A 15,592-nucleotide genomic window follows, 5' to 3' on the forward strand; every position below is an offset into this window, starting at 1 on the left:
CAACGGCATCGCCCGCTCCGGGCGGAAGCTGGACCACCACTGGCGGTCTCACGCGCGAAGAGACCGCCCCTCGACGACGTCAGGCCACGGATTCCCCCGGGGGCTGCCGTCTCCTTCCGCCGCAGCCCCAGTAATTTGAGGGCCTCAGGCAGAAGGAGGCCCTGTGGGTGCACGGATCTTGGTCGCCGAGGACGACGAGATGCAGGCCAGGTTGATACGCATCTACCTGGAACGGGAGGGGAACGAGGTCCAGGTCGTCCCCGACGGTCGCAGCGCGATCGACCGGGCCAGGGTCGCGCGGCCCGACCTCATCGTGCTCGACGTGATGATGCCGCACGTCGACGGGCTCGATGTCTGCCGCATCCTGCGTGCCGAGTCACAGGTACCGATCCTGCTGCTCACCGCACGAACGACCGAGGAGGACATGCTGCTCGGACTCGACCTCGGCGCGGACGACTACATGACCAAGCCCTACAGCCCACGGGAGTTGACCACCCGGGTCAGGGCCCTGCTGCGACGGGCCAAGGCGGCGAGCGGGCGGGAGGAGACCACCGTCCTCAGGATCGACGGCCTGGAGATCGATCTCGCCCGCTATGTGGTGCGGGTTGCGGGCGGCGAAGTCGCGCTCACGGCGAAGGAGTTCGCCATCCTCGGCCTGCTCGCGGGCGAGCCGGGGAGGGTGTTCACGCGCAGCCAGATCATCGACCGGGTCTTCGGCTTCGACCAGAACGTCATGGAACGCACCGTCGACGCCCATGTGATGAATCTGCGGCGGAAACTGGCCAGGACCGATGACACGGTGCCGTACGTCGAGACCGTGTACGGGCGGGGTTATCGCCTCACCGAGCGGACCGGTGAGGCACGGTGAGTTTCCGGTTGCGGGCGCTCGGACTGCTCCTGCTGGTCGCCGTCGCCGCCACGGTCGCCACCGCGTGGCTGACGTGGCGGCAAGCGACGGGCCAGGTGAGGGAGTCGGTGAGCGCGGGCAGGGCGGAGACGTCCCGGATCACCGGCGAGTTGTACACGTACGGGTATACGCACGGGACGTGGGACGGAGTTTCCGCTCTGGTCGGCGAGCTGGCACGGCAGACCGGCCAGCGGATTCGTGTGCTCACCGACGCGGACGTCCTGCTCGCCGACTCCGACGCGCTGGCCGGACGTTCCGTGCGCCCGGTGAGCGACCAGCCTCCCGTTCTGGTCGACCCCCGCCCCCGCCTGCGGTTTCCGGACGGCAAGGTGCCGCTGGCCTCGGTCAAGGCGACGGTGACCGCCCTGGGCGAGTACCGCGGCGCGGTCTCCTATGCCACCTGTCTGACCCATGCGGATGCCGAAGTGACCACGGAGCCGAACCGCTTCGGCGTCCCCCGGATCACCGCTGGTCGCAAGGTGGGGCAGTGCGAGAAGCTCAAGGCCGCGGCAGACGCGGGTGAGCAGATCTCGCAGGACAGCGAGGCAGTCTCGAAGTGCGGCACGGAACGGGAGTTGCGGACCTGCCTGCGTCGCGCCTTCGCCGAACGGGCCGCCGCCTTCGCTCCGTCACGGCTGCAGGTCCGGATCGGTGTGCTCCACGAGTCCCCGCCTTCCTTGGCCGCCGCCCCCACGGTGCTCGTCGCCGGTGGAGTCGCCGTCGCGGTCGTCCTCGGCGGCTTCCTGCTGAGCCGCACGGTCCTGCGCCCGATCCGGGCACTGACCTCGGCCGCGCGCGGGCTCGGGCAGGGCGATCTCACCTACCGGGTACCGGAGTTCGGGCGGGACGAGATCGCCGAACTGGGGCGGGTGTTCAACGGCATGGCCACCTCCCTGCAGCGGGCCGAAGCGCGACAGCGCCGCCTGACCAGCGACATCGCCCATGAACTGCGCACTCCACTGGCCAATCTGCGCGGATACCTGGAGGCGCTGCGCGACGGGGTCGTGGAGCCGACACCCGAACTGCTCGACTCCCTCCACCGTGAGGCGATGCTGCAGCAGCGCATCGTGGACGACCTCCAGGATCTGGCGCTCGCGGAAGCCGGTTCGCTCACCTACCACCGGGCCCCCGTCGATCTTCGCGAGCTGCTCCGCACGTGCCGCACCGCGCATCTGCCCCGGGCCGAAGAAGGCGGTGTACGACTGGAGTTGGCCATCGAACAGCCCTCGTACGTCGACGGTGACGCGGACCGGTTGCGGCAGGTCGTCGGAAACCTGGTACGCAACGCGCTGCGGGCCACCGCCCCCGGGGGAACCGTCACCCTCGCCCTGGGCGCGCGTCGTGACCGTGCCGTCGTCGAGGTCCGGGACACCGGTACGGGCATCCGGGCCGAGGATCTGCCGCACCTCTTCGACCGGTTCTGGCGGGCCGATGCCGCGCGCGGGCGGGCCACCGGCGGCAGCGGGCTCGGGCTCGCCATCGCCCGGCAGATCGTCGCCGACCACGACGGAACGATCGAGGTGGAGAGCACCGTCGAAGTGGGCACCACCTTCACCATCGCCCTCCCCGCGCGGGGCGCTACGTGCCCGCCAGCGCCTGCGTCGGGGCCAGCCGGCCTGCCCGTACCGCGGGATAGAGACCGGCCAGCATCCCGATGACGAGGGTCACCGCGATGCCGGCAGCGGCCGCCCACACCGGCACCTCGGTCGGCCAGCCCCTGGTGTACGCGTACCCGGCGGTGATCACCGTCCCGAGGACGGTGCCGCCGAGTCCGCCGAGGGCCGAGAGCAGCAGCGCCTCGGAGACGAACTGGCCGCGGATCTGACCGCTGGTGGCACCCAGGGCCCGGCGCAGGCCGATCTCGGGGCGGCGTTCGAGGACCGAGATGACCATGGTGTTGCCGACGCCGACGCCACCGACCAGGAGCGCGACACCACCCAGGCCGAGCAGCAGCCCGGAGAGCGCGGACTCGGTGACCTCACGGGCGGCCAGGGCGTCGGAGGGGCGGGAGACCAGGACACCGCTCGGTTTCTCGGGGTTGGCGGTGGCGGCCAGCACGTCTCGTACGGCGGTGACACGGTCGTCGCGTGCCCGGATGTACACGGTCGAGGGGTGGCCGTCGAAGTGCAGGTACGTCTCGGCGGCCCGTCGGCCCACGAGTGCCATGCTGTCGATCTCCGGGGTGAGCAAAACCGGGTCCAGGACACCCACCAGGGAGAACCACTGGCCGCCCAGCCACAGCCGGGTGCCGGGGGTGTACACGTCGAGGCGGCGGGCCGCCTGGGCGCCGAGCACCACGGCCGGGTACTCCTCGGTGGCCTCCTCCAGCCATCGGCCGCTGCGCACCGTGCCGCCGACAGCGGGCAGCAACTCCCGCCCCGCGGCCGCGACTTCGACGCTACTGGTGCGGCCGACCGGGATGTGTTCGTTGCGGTAGACCGCCGCGCCCTGCACCGTTCCGACTTCCGCCACTAGGTCCACCGGGCCGATCCGCCCGATCATCGCCAAAGCCTCCTTGGGCAGGCGCGTCTTCTTGCCGTCGGGAGTCTGCCCCGGCGCGACACGCAGGAGGTTGGTTCCCAGGCTGTCTAGGCGGCGGTCCACCTCGGCGCGGCTGGAACTGGAGATGCCGACGACCGCGACCATCGCGGCGACACCGATCGCGATGCCGAGCGCGGAGAGGAAGACTCGAAGCGGTCGGGTACGCAGTCCCGTGCCGCCCAGGCGCACGATGTCGGCGAGACCCAGACGGGCCGGGCGCAGTCCGCGTCCGGCGTCCCGTCCACGACGCGCTCCACGGTGCCGGGTGCGGCTCACCGACGGGCCTCCGTTCTCGCTCCGGCGACACCGGCAGGGGCCGGGCCGCTGTCGGCGACGATCCGGCCGTCGTGCATCTCCACCCTCCGGTCGAGCACCGCGGCCATCTCGCGATCGTGGGTGATGACCACGACCGTCGTGCCCGAAGCGTGCAGTTCCCTCAGCAGGTCGAGCACCGCGGCGCCGGACGTCGAGTCGAGGTTTCCGGTCGGCTCGTCGGCCAGCAGCAGCGGCGGTTCGCCGACCACGGCCCGTGCCACGGCGACACGCTGCCGCTCACCGCCGGACAACTGGTGCGGCAGGTGGTGGATGCGTGGCCCCAGTCCTACGCGCCGCAGTGCGCGGGCCGCCCTACGGCGCCGCTCCCGCATCGGCACTCCGGCGTACAGCAGCCCGTCCGCCACCGCGTCCAACACCGGGACGCCGACAGCCAGATGGAACTGCTGGAACACGAAACCGATGCGCTGCGCGCGCAACGCCGACAGCTCCCGGTCGGACAGCTCCGCGACATCGTGGCCCGCCACCGCGATCCGGCCGCTGGAAGGGCGGTCGAGCGTGCCCATCAGGTGCAGCATGGTGGACTTGCCGGAGCCGGAGTGGCCCACGATGGCCACCAACTCGCCGTAGCGGATGGTCAGATCGACATGGTTCACCGCGGTGACGCGCCCCGGGTACGCCTTGCTCACCTCAGTGAACTCGACGACAGGGGAGGGCATGTGGCCCAACTGGCGCCCTCGGGCTGTGTGGGTCACTGGGGGATCCTCACCTTCAGGCCCTCACGGACACCGGGCCCGCTCACCTCGACCTGCCCGTTCGCGAAGAGTCCGGTCCTGACCGTGATGAAGCGGCCGTCGTCAGAGGCGCGGTCACCTTCACCGTCCGACACTTCAAGGCCGTATCCGCCCTCCGCCAGGGCCACGAGCGCGGCGACCGGCACATGGAGTACGTCCTTGCGCCGCTTCTCGACGTACCGGACGCTCACCGGGCCACTCTGCAGTGTGCCGAGCGCGCCCTGATCGTCGAAGGTGACGACGACAGCCACCGTGGCCGCCTTGCCCTCGCCTCCGGCACCGCCGCCATCCGTGCCCCCGTCACCGCCGCCATCCGTGCCCCCGCCCTCTCCCGCACCGTCTCCCGGGGCTCCGCCGCCGGAGGCGTCCTTGCCGACGCCTGCGACCTCGCCCTTGACGGAGCGGCCGTCGGGCAGATCGACCGTGACACCACTACCGGTTGCGGCCCAACTCATGTCGTCGGCAGGTGCGTTGATGGTTACCATGCGCGCCGTACTCGTATAGGTGAGCGAATTTCCCGACGCCCCCGCGCCGACCCGCACGCTGGTTCCGGCGATGCGTACGGCGCCGGGCGCATACACGATGTCACCTGCGGCGACCCGCCCCGTCTGTGGCAGGCCCAGGTCCTTCTGCCACCGCTTGACCGCGTTCGCGGTGAGCCGGGTGTACGACTCGTCGACGGTGAAGCCCGTGTAGCCGAGTGCGCTGAGGTTGCTCTCGAACTGCTTGACATCCATACCGTGCAGCGGAGTTGGCGCCTGAGTGCCGGTGCTCGGCCGCGCGGTCGGCGAGCTGTCCGCTCCGGCATCGTCCGTACTCTTGGCGTCGGACTCCTGACCCGCGCCCGTCGTGGACGAGGGGTCCGTCTCGGGCCGGCGCACCCCCAGTTCCCGGTACATCGGCAGGCTGCCGTACAGCAGCACCACCGGCCGGTCGTCGACGCGGAGTACCGTCTCACCACGCCGCACCGTCGTGCCGGTCTGCGGCAGCCAGGTGACCGTCCCCTCCGCTTTGACGGGGAACGGCACTTCCTGGCCGTGCCCGAGCCGGCCGTCGATCTCCGTCTGCCGGGTCAATGTGCCCCTCTGGACCGCCACCGTCTGGTCGCTGCGGCTCCGCGCCGCACCGTCGTCGCGGTCCGTTCCGCCCCCACCGCCGAGACCGAGCGCACCGACCGCGCTGACCGCAGCGACCAGGACGAATCCTCCGGCGATCAGGAGCGGTCCTCGCCCGCGCCGCCGCGCCCCCGAGCCGTCGGCGTACACCCCTTCCTCGATGTCACCGTCCGCCATCTGCACCCCACCCACGTTTTCGTCCCTCCTCCGGCCGACTCCGTACGCTCAGCCCTTGGGCGACGGCGCGTCCGCGGGGATCCCGATGACGGAGGCGCACTCCCGGGTGGCCCGCTTGCCGCCGGCCGAGGTGGAATCCCACGTGACATCGCGGAAGTGCCCGGTCTCGTCGGTGTCCGGGAAGTCCGGGGCGCCGTGCTCCTGCATGCACTTCGCGTACGTCTGGTTCTTGGCGATCTCGGCCTTGGACAGCTCGGGCTGCTGCCCCTTCTCCACGCTCTCCGGCAGCGGCGGCACCTGGTCCGCGCACTTCTCCTGCGCCTTCAGAGCCGTCGGATCCTTCTTCCACTTGGACGCGTCACCGAGGTCGACCTTGCCCTTCGCGTCCGGATCCGGGGCGTCGAACCCCGCATCGCGAAGGCACTTGACCCACTTACGCTGCCCCTCCACGTATGCGGACAACTCACTCGACGCCTGCTTCGACGTGTCGGCGCTCGTCCTGCCACCCCCGGCAGAGGCGACCTCGTCACTCTTGTCGCCGCCACCGCCGCATCCGGTCGCGGTCATCGCCACCACGGCCACCACTCCGAGCAGAACCCGGCCCCCGAACCTCTGGCGTGCACCCATCCCCAAGAGCTCCTCACGTAGCCGTCGTCGCGGCCCGGACCCGGTGTGCCCGAACCGCGACGACCGTACGAGCACCCCTTTGAAGAACCTATGAAGAAGCCGTCAAGAACCTGTCCGGGCCCGGCGGACGACCTACGCACGCGCATTTCCGCTCCGCAACAGGTCAGAGGGACGGCACTCCATCGGGTACCCGCCCTTTGGCTGTGTGGGTGACGCCGGAGTCGGCGGGGTGCCGAAGATCCCGTCCACGACGGTCGCACCGGTCCGGATCACCGGGCGGATCAGCTTCCGGTAGACCTCCTCGACCGCCTCCGACAGAGAAACGCCCGAGCAGGGCTGCTGCAGGCGTGGGTGGCAGGTTCGGGCACGCGGCTCGATGACCCGGTCGGTGCGGCCGGGCGCTCCAACTGTCCCGCAGCCGGCTCGGCTCACCCGCCGAAGAAACTCAGCCGAACGTGACGGTTGTTGTTGTCAACGTTGGTGTCGACCAGACACACCGACTGCCACGTCCCCAGTTCGAGCCCGCCGCCGACCACGGGCAACGTGGCGTGCGGCGGGACGAACGCCGGGAGGACGTGGTCGCGGCCGTGGCCGGGGCTGCCGTGGCGGTGCTGCCAGCGGTCGTCGGCCGGCAGGAGGGTGTGCAGGGCCGCCAGGAGGTCGTCGTCGCTGCCGGCGCCCGTCTCGATGACGGCGATGCCCGCGGTGGCGTGCGGGACGAAGATATTGAGGAGGCCGTCCCGGTCGCGGGCCACCTCGCGCAGGAAGGACTCGCAGTCGCGGGTGAGGTCGACGACCCGCTCGGAGGAGCCGGTGGTGACGTTCAGGACTCGGGTCGTGAAGGCATCGGACATACGGGCCATTGTCGCCCACCGGAGGCGGCGCACGGCGGACGCCCGACCGGCCCGTTCCCGACCTTCGGGACACAGAGTCCACCCACCGAGACGCGATTGACCGTGCGTCGACAACTGGCTACGTTCTGGCGCATGTTGCGTTCAGCCCTGCTCACCACGCGCGGTCACATCGACCTGCTGCGGGTGGCCTCCGCCGCGTGTCGCCGCGGCTGCTGACGCCCTTCTTCGCCTCTCCTCGACGATTTCTCGTCTTCGTTCCTCCTTTCCGCTTCGGTCCGCGCACGCGCCGACGCGTCGCTGACGCACGCCCGCCGCCACCGGAGCGCCTCCTCCCCTGCCGTGGAGTGCCATGAGCATCAGTCATGCCCCGCCCCAGCCACCTTCGAGCGATATTTCCGGTAAGTCAGGCACTCAGGACAGCGCTGCCGATGCGGAATCGTCCGGGCCCGTACTCGAAGAGCTCGTCCCGTCCTCCAACCGTCGCACGCACGTCCCCCGGTGGGTGCGCCGCGCCTCCGGCCCCCTCCTGCTCCTCGCCCTGTGGCAACTCCTCAGCGTCACACGGTTGTTGACGCCCGACGTGCTGGCACCGCCCGCGACGATCGCCCGCGTCGCCGGGGACCTGTTCGCCGACGGCTCGCTGCCCACGGCCATGGGAGTCTCGCTGCAACGCGTCGCCCTGGGGCTGCTCTTCGGTGTGGTCACCGGCGTCGGTCTGGCCCTGCTGTCGGGGCTGTTCCGGATCGGCGAGGATCTCGTCGACGCGAGCGTGCAGATGCTGCGGACCGTGCCGTTCGTGGGGCTCATCCCGCTGTTCATCATCTGGTTCGGGATCGGTGAGGCACCGAAGATCGCCATCATCGCGCTGGGCGTCTCGTTCCCGCTGTATCTGAACGTCTACGCCGGCATCCGCGGTGTCGACTCCCAACTCGTCGAGGCAGGAGAGTCGTTGGGGCTGAGCCGCTGGGGACTCGTCCGCCATGTCGTGCTGCCGGGGGCGCTGCCCGGTGCCATGACCGGCCTGCGCTACTCGCTCGGCATCGCCTGGCTGGCCCTGGTCTTCGCCGAGCAGATCAACGCCGACGCCGGCATCGGATTCCTCATGGTGCAGGCCCGTGACTTCCTGCGCACCGACGTCATCGTCGTCTGCCTGATCGTCTACGCCTTCCTCGGCCTCCTCGCCGATTTCGTCGTCCGCACCCTCGAAAGGTTGTTGCTGCAATGGCGACCGACGTTCACCGGCCGGTGACCCCGCCCGCACCCACCGCCCGTTCCGCCGTACGCGTCTCAGGGCTCACCCGGGCCTTCGACGGGCGGGACGTCATCGACGACCTGCAACTCGACGTGCGCGAGGGCGAGTTCGTCGCCCTGCTCGGGCGCAGCGGCTGCGGCAAGTCGACGCTTCTGCGGATACTCGCCGGGCTCGACCGTGACGTCCGCGGCACCGTCCTGGTGCCGCGCCGCAAGGCCGTCGCGTTCCAGGCGCCCCGGCTGATGCCGTGGAAGCGGGTGTGGCGCAACGTCCTGCTCGGGCTGCCCGGCAAGCCCCGCCGCGAGGTCGCCGAGCGGGCGTTGGACGAGGTCGGTCTCACGCACCGTGCGAACGCCTGGCCCAAGACGCTCTCCGGCGGCGAGGCCCAGCGCGCGTCCCTCGCCCGCGCACTGGTCCGCGAGCCCGAACTGCTGCTCCTCGACGAGCCGTTCGGGGCGCTCGACGCGCTCACCCGGATCAAGGCGCAGCGACTGGTCGGCCGCCTGTGGCAGCAGCGGGGCTGCGCCGTGCTGCTGGTCACGCACGACGTCGAGGAAGCGGTCCTGCTCGCCGACCGGGTTCTCGTGATGGACGACGGTGTCATCGCGCACGAGACCCGGATCGACCTGGACCGGCCCCGGGACATCAGCGACCCCCGCTTCGCCGAACTCCGCGCGGAGCTGCTCCACCGCCTCGGCGTCGACGACAGCGACAGCGACAGCGACAGCGACAGCCAACGGGGCGACGGCTGATCCCTTACGTCATCCCCCTCTCGATCCCATTCCCGCCCCCTCCCGTCTCCCGTCTCCCGTCTCCCATCTCCCGTCCCCCGCCTCCCGCCTCCCACGAACGGACACCCACCCATGCGACGCCTCCCCCTCCCCGCCCTGCTCACCCCGCTCGCCCTGCTTCTCGCCGCCTGCTCCGGTGCCTCGTCCGCCAGTACGTCCACCGCGGGCTCAGGCGGGTCCGGGACCGACGGCAAGGGATCGATCACCCTCAACGTCGGTGACCAGAAGGGCGGTTCGGAAGCCGTGCTGCGTGCCGCCGGCGAGCTCGACGACCTGCCCTACAAGATCCGCTGGTCCACCTTCACCTCGGGACCGCCCCTGCTCGAAGCCGTCAACGCCAAGGCCGTCGACATCGGCGGCGTCGGCAACACCCCGCCCGTCTTCGCGGCCGGCGCCGATTCGAAGATCAAGGTCGTGTCGGCCAGTCACGGTACGGCGAAGGGCGACGCCCTCCTCGTACCGAACGACTCCACGCTCCGTACCCCGGACCAGCTGAAGGGAAAGTCCGTCGCGGTCGCGCAGGGCTCGTCCGCCCACTACCAGCTGGTCGCCTCCCTGAAAAAGGCCGGGCTCGGACTCGGGGACGTGAAGGTGAAGTACCTCCAGCCGGCCGACGCACTGGCCGCGTTCACCAGCGGCAAGGTCGACGCGTGGGCGGTCTGGGACCCGTACACCTCGCAGGTGCTGCGTGCGAAGCAGGGGCGGGTGCTCACCGACGGGGACGGGGTGACCAACGGGCTCGCGTTCCAGGTCGCCTCCCCCACCGCGCTCTCCGACAAGAAGAAGTCCGCGGCCATCAAGGACTACCTGGACCGGCTGCGGCGCGCCCAGAACTGGGTGTACCGGCACCCCGAGTCCTGGGCGAAGGTCTGGGCGAAGGACACCGGACTGCCCTACGACGTCGCACTCGACGCGGTGAGGCGGACGAACGGCACGCGCGTCAGCGTCGCCGTGGACCAGGGCGTGATCGCCTCGGAGCAGCAGATCGCCGACACCTTCAGCACGTTGAAGCTGATTCCCCGCAAGGTCGACTTCGCCGACTTCGTCGACACCCGGTTCAACGGCGACCTGCCCGCATCGACCACCGCCCCGCGCACCTACGCCAAGGAGTCCTGACCCCATGACCGTATCTCTGCACTGGTTCCTGCCGACCGGTGGCGACGGCCGTACCCTGGTCGACCGGCACGCCTTCAGCGCCGGCGCGCTCGGCCGCACTCCGGGCGGGGCGATCGCCGGGGTACGCGCTCCTGATCTCGGCTACCTCGTCCAGATAGCCATGGCAGCCGAGCAGTTGGGCTTCGAGGCCGTGCTGACGCCCACCGGCACCTGGTGCGAGGACGCCTGGCTGACGACCGTCGCGCTGGCCCAGCACACCCGGCGCCTGAAGTTCCTCGTCGCGTTCCGGCCCGGCGTGATCTCGCCGGTGCTCGCCGCCCAGATGGCGTCGACGTATCAACGCCTCACCCAGGGACGGCTCTTGCTCAATGTCGTCACCGGCGGCGATTCGACGGAGCAGCGCCGTTACGGAGATCACCTCGACCACGATCAGCGGTACGCCCGCACCGACGAGTTCCTCTCCGTCGTCCGCGGTGTGTGGGGCGCCGACGCACAGCGTCCGTACGACTTCGAGGGCGCGCACTACCGTGTCGACGGCGGATTCTCGGCGCTGCCGCCCGAGCCGGTGCCGGAGATCTTCTTCGGGGGTTCGTCGGCCGCGGCCGGCCCGGTCGCCGCACGGCACACGGACGTCTATCTGACGTGGGGCGAGCCGCCGCAGCAGGTGAAGGAGAAGATCGACTGGATCCGGGCGCTCGCCGCCGAGGAGGGGCGGACGGTGCGGTTCGGGATCCGGCTGCACACGATCTCACGCGACTCGGCGCGCGACGCCTGGACCACCGCCGACCGCCTGCTCGACGACCTCTCCCCCGAGACGGTCGCGGCGGCGCAGGCCGCGCTCGGCCGCAGCGAGTCGGTGGGGCAGCAGCGGATGCTCGCCCTGCACGGCGGCGAGCGGCAGGGCCTGGAGATCTCGCCGAACCTGTGGGCCGGCATCGGTCTGGTGCGTGGTGGGGCGGGCACGGCGCTGGTCGGCAGCCACGCCGAGGTCGCCGACCGGATCGAGGAGTACCACGCGCTCGGCATCGAGCACTTCGTGCTCTCCGGCTATCCGCATCTGGAGGAGGCGTACTGGTTCGGCGAGGGCGTCATCCCGGAGCTCGCCGCCCGTGGCCTCGTGGCGCCCGTCCCGGCCGGGGGCGGTGCGCCGCTGCTGGTCGCGGGCGGTCGCTGAATCCTCGCGAGGCGGGAAGATCCCGGGCCCCGGTCGAGTTGGTAGAAACGTGAACGAGATCGGGGTACGAGACGCGGACCACCACGTCGATGTCGACGTGGTGGTCATCGGTGCGGGACAGGCCGGGCTGTCCGCCGCCTTTCATCTGCGCCGGGTGGGCTTCGAGCCGGAGCGGGACTTCGTCGTGCTCGACCACGCGCCCCGGCCGGGCGGTGCCTGGCAGTTCCGGTGGCCCTCGCTCACGTACGGCAAGGTGCACGGGATGCACGCGCTGCCGGGCATGGAGCTGACCGGCGCCGATCCCGCGCGGCCTTCGTCGCAGGTCATCGGCGAGTACTTCGAGACGTACGAGAAGACCTTCGAGCTGCGGGTGCGGCGGCCCGTGGACGTACGGCGGGTCACGGAGGGGCCGGAGGGGCGGCTGCTCGTCGAGACCTCCGACGGGGTGTGGGCGACGCGGGCCCTGATCAACGCGACGGGGACGTGGGACCGGCCGTTCTGGCCGCGCTACCCGGGGCAGGAGTTGTTCGAGGGGCGGCAGTTGCACACCGCGCAGTACCCGGGGCCCGAGGCGTTCGCCGGGCAGCGGGTCGTGGTGGTCGGCGGGGGCGCGTCGGGGACGCAGCATCTGATGGAGATCGCGCCGTACGCCGCCGCCACGACCTGGGTGACCCGGCGGCCACCCGTCTTCCGGGAGGGCCCCTTCGACGAAGAGCGCGGCCGGGCCGCGGTCGCCCTGGTCGAGGAGCGGGTGCGGCAGGGGCTCACGCCGATGAGTGTGGTGTCGGTGACCGGGCTGCCGCTGAACGACGCGATCCGCGAGGCCCGTGCGAACGGTGTCCTGGACCGGCTGCCGATGTTCGACCGGATCACGCCGACGGGTGTGGCCTGGGACGACGGGCGGGAGGTGGCGGCCGACGTGATTCTGTGGGCCACCGGGTTCCGGGCGGCGATCGACCATCTGGCGCCGCTGAAGCTGCGCGAGCCGGGCGGCGGGATCCGGATGGAGGGCACCCGGGCGGCACTGGACGAGCGGGTCCATCTCGTGGGGTACGGACCGTCGGCGAGCACGATCGGCGCGAACCGTGCGGGGCGGGCCGCGGTCCGGGACATCCAGCGACTGCTCAGCCGGGACGCGGGCGTCGCGGCCTGAACGCCCTGTGAGGGCGCGGCGGGGTGAGCCGCGCCCGCCGTGTCGCGGGGAACGGGGACGTACCGGGCTCAGCCGTCCCTCTTGGCGGCGGCCTGGCTCTTGTTGAACTCCGCGACGTTCTTCTGCTGCTCGGCGTAGTCCGCGGTGAAGCGGGTGTCGCCCGGCTTGACCGTGACGAAGTACAGCCACTCGCCCGGCGTCGGGTTGGCCGCCGCCTTCATCGCCTGCTCGCCGGGGTTGCCGATCGGTGACGGGGGCAGGCCCATGCGCGCGTACGTGTTGTACGGGCTGTCGCTCTTCAGGTCCTGCTTGCTGGTGGTCAGGGTGGAGCGGCCGAGCCCGTAGTTGAGAGTGGAGTCCATCTGCAGCGGCATGCCGTGGTCGAGCCGGTTGTAGATGACGCGGGCGACCTTGCCCATGTCCTCCTTGTTGTCGGCCTCGGCCTCGACGATGCTCGCGATGGTGACGGTCTGGTACTGGCTCGTCGCGTTCTGAGGTGCGCCGGCCGTGGTCTTCGGCCCGTTGAACTTCTGGTTGGCCGTGGCGACCATGTACGCCAGGACGGACTGCGGTGTCGACTTGTCGTCGAGGGGATACGTCGCCGGGAAGAGGTAGCCCTCCGGGTTGCCGCTCGCGTCGCTCGGCAGCTTGAGGTTCGCCTTGGCCGCGGCCTTCCTCGTGGTACCGGCCGGGACCTCCAGTGCCTGGTCGACGGCGTCGTAGACCTGACCTGCGCGCCAGCCCTCGGGGATGGTCAGCGCCTCGGGGCGGCCTTCGTCGCCGGAGAGGGTCAGCGGCACCGCGACGGCGGCGGCCGCCACGACGGCCCCGGTCGCGAGCAGGACGATGCGCCCTCTGCGGGTGAGTCGGATCGTGCTCCGTCGCGGAGTCTCGTTCAGCATGCGGGAACGGTAACCCGCATCTTTGGGCATTTACGGCATATCTTCACGCCGGGGCCCGCACCGGCCCCGGGTGGGCCAGTGCCTGCGGGCGGCGCCGCTCACGCCGCCGTCTCCTCCATCTCGGCGTCGCGCCGCACCAGGGCCGCGTACCGTCCGTCGCGCTCCAGCAGTTCCTCGTGGGTGCCGCGCTCGACCGTCCGGCCGCCGTCCAGGACCACGATCTGATCGGCACCGCGGACCGTGGAGAGGCGGTGCGCGATGGTGAGCGTGGTGCGGTCGGCCGAGAGGGCGTCGATGGCTTCCTGCACCGCGTGCTCGGTGCGGGTGTCCAGGGCGCTGGTCGCCTCGTCCAGGATGAGGATCGGCGGGTCGCGCAGGATGGTGCGGGCGATGGCCAGGCGCTGCTTCTCGCCTCCGGAGAACCGGTGACCGCGCTCGCCGACCACCGTGTCGTACCCGTCGGGCAGCGACGCTATGTGGTCGTGGATCTGCGCGGCGCGCGCGGCGGCGTGCATCTCCTCGTCGGTGGCGTCGGGCTTGGCGAACCGCAGGTTGTCCGCGACCGAGGCGTGGAAGAGGTACGTCTCCTGGGAGACGACGCCGACGGCCCGCGCGAGGGTGTCGAAGTCCAGGTCGCGCACATCGACCCCGTCGACCGTGACCCGGCCGCCCGTGACGTCGTAGAGCCGCGGCACCAGGTAACTGAGCGTGGACTTGCCGGAGCCGGTGGGTCCGACGACGGCGAGGCTGCCGCCGGCGGGGACGGTGAGGTCGATGCCGTCGAGGATCGGGCCGTGCCGGTCGTCGGTGACGTCGTAGCGGAACTCGACGTCCTCGAACCGGACCTCGCCCTTGACGGTGTCGAGGTGGACGGCGTCCGGCCGCTCGGTGATGTCGACCGGCAGGTCGAGGTACTCGAAGATGCGCTGGAACAGGGCGAGCGAGGTCTGCATCTGCACACCGGTCTGCAGCAGGCTCACGGTGGGCCGGAACAGACCCTGCTGGAGCGAGACGAACGCGACGAGCGTGCCGATGGAGACCGTGGGGCCGCCGAGCTGCAGAGCGATGCCGGCCGTCCAGTAGATGACCGCGGGCATCGCGGCCATGACGATCGAGATGACGGCCATCCGCCAGCGGCCCGCCATGTTCGAACGGACCTCCAGGTCGACCAGCTCGTCCGACTCGTCGGAGAAGGACTTCGTCAGCGAGTCGGCGCGGCCCATGGTGCGGCCGAGCAGGATGCCGCTCACGGAGAGCGACTCGGTGACCGTGGCGGCCATGGCGGCCATCTGCTTCTGGCGCTGCGTCGCGATCTTCTTGCGCTCACGGCCGACGCGGCGGCTGATCCACACGAAGACCGGCAGCAGAAGCAGGGAGACGACCGTGAGGCGCCAGTCGAGGGCGACCATCGCGACGATGGTGGCGACGACACTCGTCAGGTTCGAGACGAGGGAGGTCGCGGTGGAGGTCACGGTCGCCTGCATGCCGCCGATGTCGTTGGCTATGCGGGACTGGACCTCGCCGGTGCGGGTCTTGGTGAAGAAGGCGAGGGACATGCTCTGCAGCCGTCCGTAGACGGCCGTGCGCAGGTCGTGCATGACGCGCTGGCCGACGGTGGTGCTGATCAGGGTCTGCAGCACGCCGAAGACGCTGGTGACGACGGAGCTGACGATCATGCCGAGCGCGAGCAGGCTGAGCAGCCCGGTGCGGCCCTCGGGGATGGCGACGTCGAGGATCTCCCTGAGCAGGAACGGCGTGACAACGCCGACCAGGGAGGACGCGGCGACCAGCAGCCCGACGAGGGCGAGGCGGCCGCGGTAGGGGCGGAAGAGGGACAGGATGCGGCGGATCTGCCGCGGCTGGCCCGATGTCTTGGCATCGGGGGGCGGCGTCCAGTTGATTTCGTCGCGGCGCAT

At 70.9% G+C, this 15,592-nt stretch carries 14 protein-coding genes; 7 read left to right on the forward strand and 7 right to left on the reverse strand.

Annotated elements, in window-relative coordinates; all coding sequences use genetic code 11:
• Nucleotides 1-163 precede the first annotated feature (163 nt).
• Complete coding sequence (locus tag J3486_RS13725) at nucleotides 164-868, forward strand: response regulator transcription factor (RefSeq protein WP_207820554.1); 705 nt, start codon at nucleotides 164-166, stop codon at nucleotides 866-868.
• Nucleotides 865-2,565 (forward strand): cell wall metabolism sensor histidine kinase WalK, encoded by a 1,701-nt coding sequence (locus J3486_RS13730; protein WP_207820555.1) that lies wholly within the window; start codon nucleotides 865-867, stop codon nucleotides 2,563-2,565. The genes J3486_RS13725 and J3486_RS13730 overlap by 4 nt, the downstream gene beginning before the upstream one ends.
• On the opposite strand, the gene J3486_RS13735 is transcribed toward J3486_RS13730, so the two are convergent.
• The 5 genes from J3486_RS13735 to J3486_RS13755 form a co-directional block, all read right to left on the reverse strand.
• Nucleotides 2,486-3,724 carry an ABC transporter permease gene (locus J3486_RS13735; RefSeq protein ID WP_207820556.1) on the reverse strand — a complete coding sequence of 413 codons (1,239 nt, stop codon included), beginning with the start codon at nucleotides 3,722-3,724 and terminating at the stop codon, nucleotides 2,486-2,488. The two genes, J3486_RS13730 and J3486_RS13735, sit on opposite strands and share 80 nt — an antisense overlap.
• A complete protein-coding gene (locus tag J3486_RS13740; RefSeq protein WP_207820793.1) occupies nucleotides 3,721-4,440 on the reverse strand; it encodes an ABC transporter ATP-binding protein in 720 nt (239 codons plus the stop codon). The genes J3486_RS13735 and J3486_RS13740 overlap by 4 nt, the downstream gene beginning before the upstream one ends.
• Before the next feature lie 32 nt (nucleotides 4,441-4,472).
• The gene (locus tag J3486_RS13745) at nucleotides 4,473-5,822 is read right to left on the reverse strand and encodes a peptidoglycan-binding domain-containing protein (RefSeq protein ID WP_307804802.1); all 1,350 of its coding nucleotides are present in this window, start codon (nucleotides 5,820-5,822) and stop codon (nucleotides 4,473-4,475) included.
• 33 nt (nucleotides 5,823-5,855) lie between these two features.
• Entirely contained in the window at nucleotides 5,856-6,434 is a 579-nt protein-coding gene (locus J3486_RS13750; RefSeq protein ID WP_207820557.1) for a hypothetical protein, read from the reverse strand.
• Between the two features lie 428 nt (nucleotides 6,435-6,862).
• A complete protein-coding gene (locus tag J3486_RS13755; RefSeq protein WP_207820558.1) occupies nucleotides 6,863-7,288 on the reverse strand; it encodes a YjbQ family protein in 426 nt (141 codons plus the stop codon).
• Nucleotides 7,289-7,637: 349 nt separating this feature from the next.
• Here J3486_RS13755 and J3486_RS13760 point away from each other — a divergent pair, with 349 nt between their 5' ends.
• The 5 genes from J3486_RS13760 to J3486_RS13780 all read left to right on the forward strand — a co-directional run bounded on the left by J3486_RS13760 (nucleotide 7,638) and on the right by J3486_RS13780 (nucleotide 12,774).
• Nucleotides 7,638-8,537, forward strand: a complete 900-nt coding sequence (locus J3486_RS13760; protein WP_207820559.1) for an ABC transporter permease — start codon at nucleotides 7,638-7,640, stop codon at nucleotides 8,535-8,537.
• Entirely contained in the window at nucleotides 8,510-9,292 is a 783-nt protein-coding gene (locus tag J3486_RS13765; protein ID WP_207820560.1) for an ABC transporter ATP-binding protein, read from the forward strand. Before J3486_RS13760 ends, J3486_RS13765 begins: the two co-directional genes overlap by 28 nt.
• Before the next feature lie 111 nt (nucleotides 9,293-9,403).
• Nucleotides 9,404-10,447 carry an ABC transporter substrate-binding protein gene (locus J3486_RS13770; RefSeq protein WP_207820561.1) on the forward strand — a complete coding sequence of 348 codons (1,044 nt, stop codon included), beginning with the start codon at nucleotides 9,404-9,406 and terminating at the stop codon, nucleotides 10,445-10,447.
• 4 nt (nucleotides 10,448-10,451) lie between these two features.
• Nucleotides 10,452-11,621 (forward strand): LLM class flavin-dependent oxidoreductase, encoded by a 1,170-nt coding sequence (locus J3486_RS13775; RefSeq protein WP_207820562.1) that lies wholly within the window; start codon nucleotides 10,452-10,454, stop codon nucleotides 11,619-11,621.
• Nucleotides 11,622-11,670: 49 nt separating this feature from the next.
• Nucleotides 11,671-12,774, forward strand: coding sequence for an NAD(P)-binding domain-containing protein (locus tag J3486_RS13780; protein ID WP_207820563.1), 1,104 nt, complete (start codon nucleotides 11,671-11,673; stop codon nucleotides 12,772-12,774).
• A gap of 68 nt (nucleotides 12,775-12,842) precedes the next feature.
• On the opposite strand, the gene mltG is transcribed toward J3486_RS13780, so the two are convergent.
• Together mltG and J3486_RS13790 are read right to left on the reverse strand one after the other, a co-directional pair.
• Nucleotides 12,843-13,676, reverse strand: coding sequence for an endolytic transglycosylase MltG (mltG, locus tag J3486_RS13785; RefSeq protein ID WP_207820564.1), 834 nt, complete (start codon nucleotides 13,674-13,676; stop codon nucleotides 12,843-12,845).
• A gap of 98 nt (nucleotides 13,677-13,774) precedes the next feature.
• A complete protein-coding gene (locus J3486_RS13790) occupies nucleotides 13,775-15,592 on the reverse strand; it encodes an ABC transporter ATP-binding protein (protein ID WP_207820565.1) in 1,818 nt (605 codons plus the stop codon).

It is taken from the genome of Streptomyces sp. VRA16 Mangrove soil (assembly GCF_017377775.1).
Taxonomy (GTDB): Bacteria; Actinomycetota; Actinomycetes; order Streptomycetales; family Streptomycetaceae; genus Streptomyces.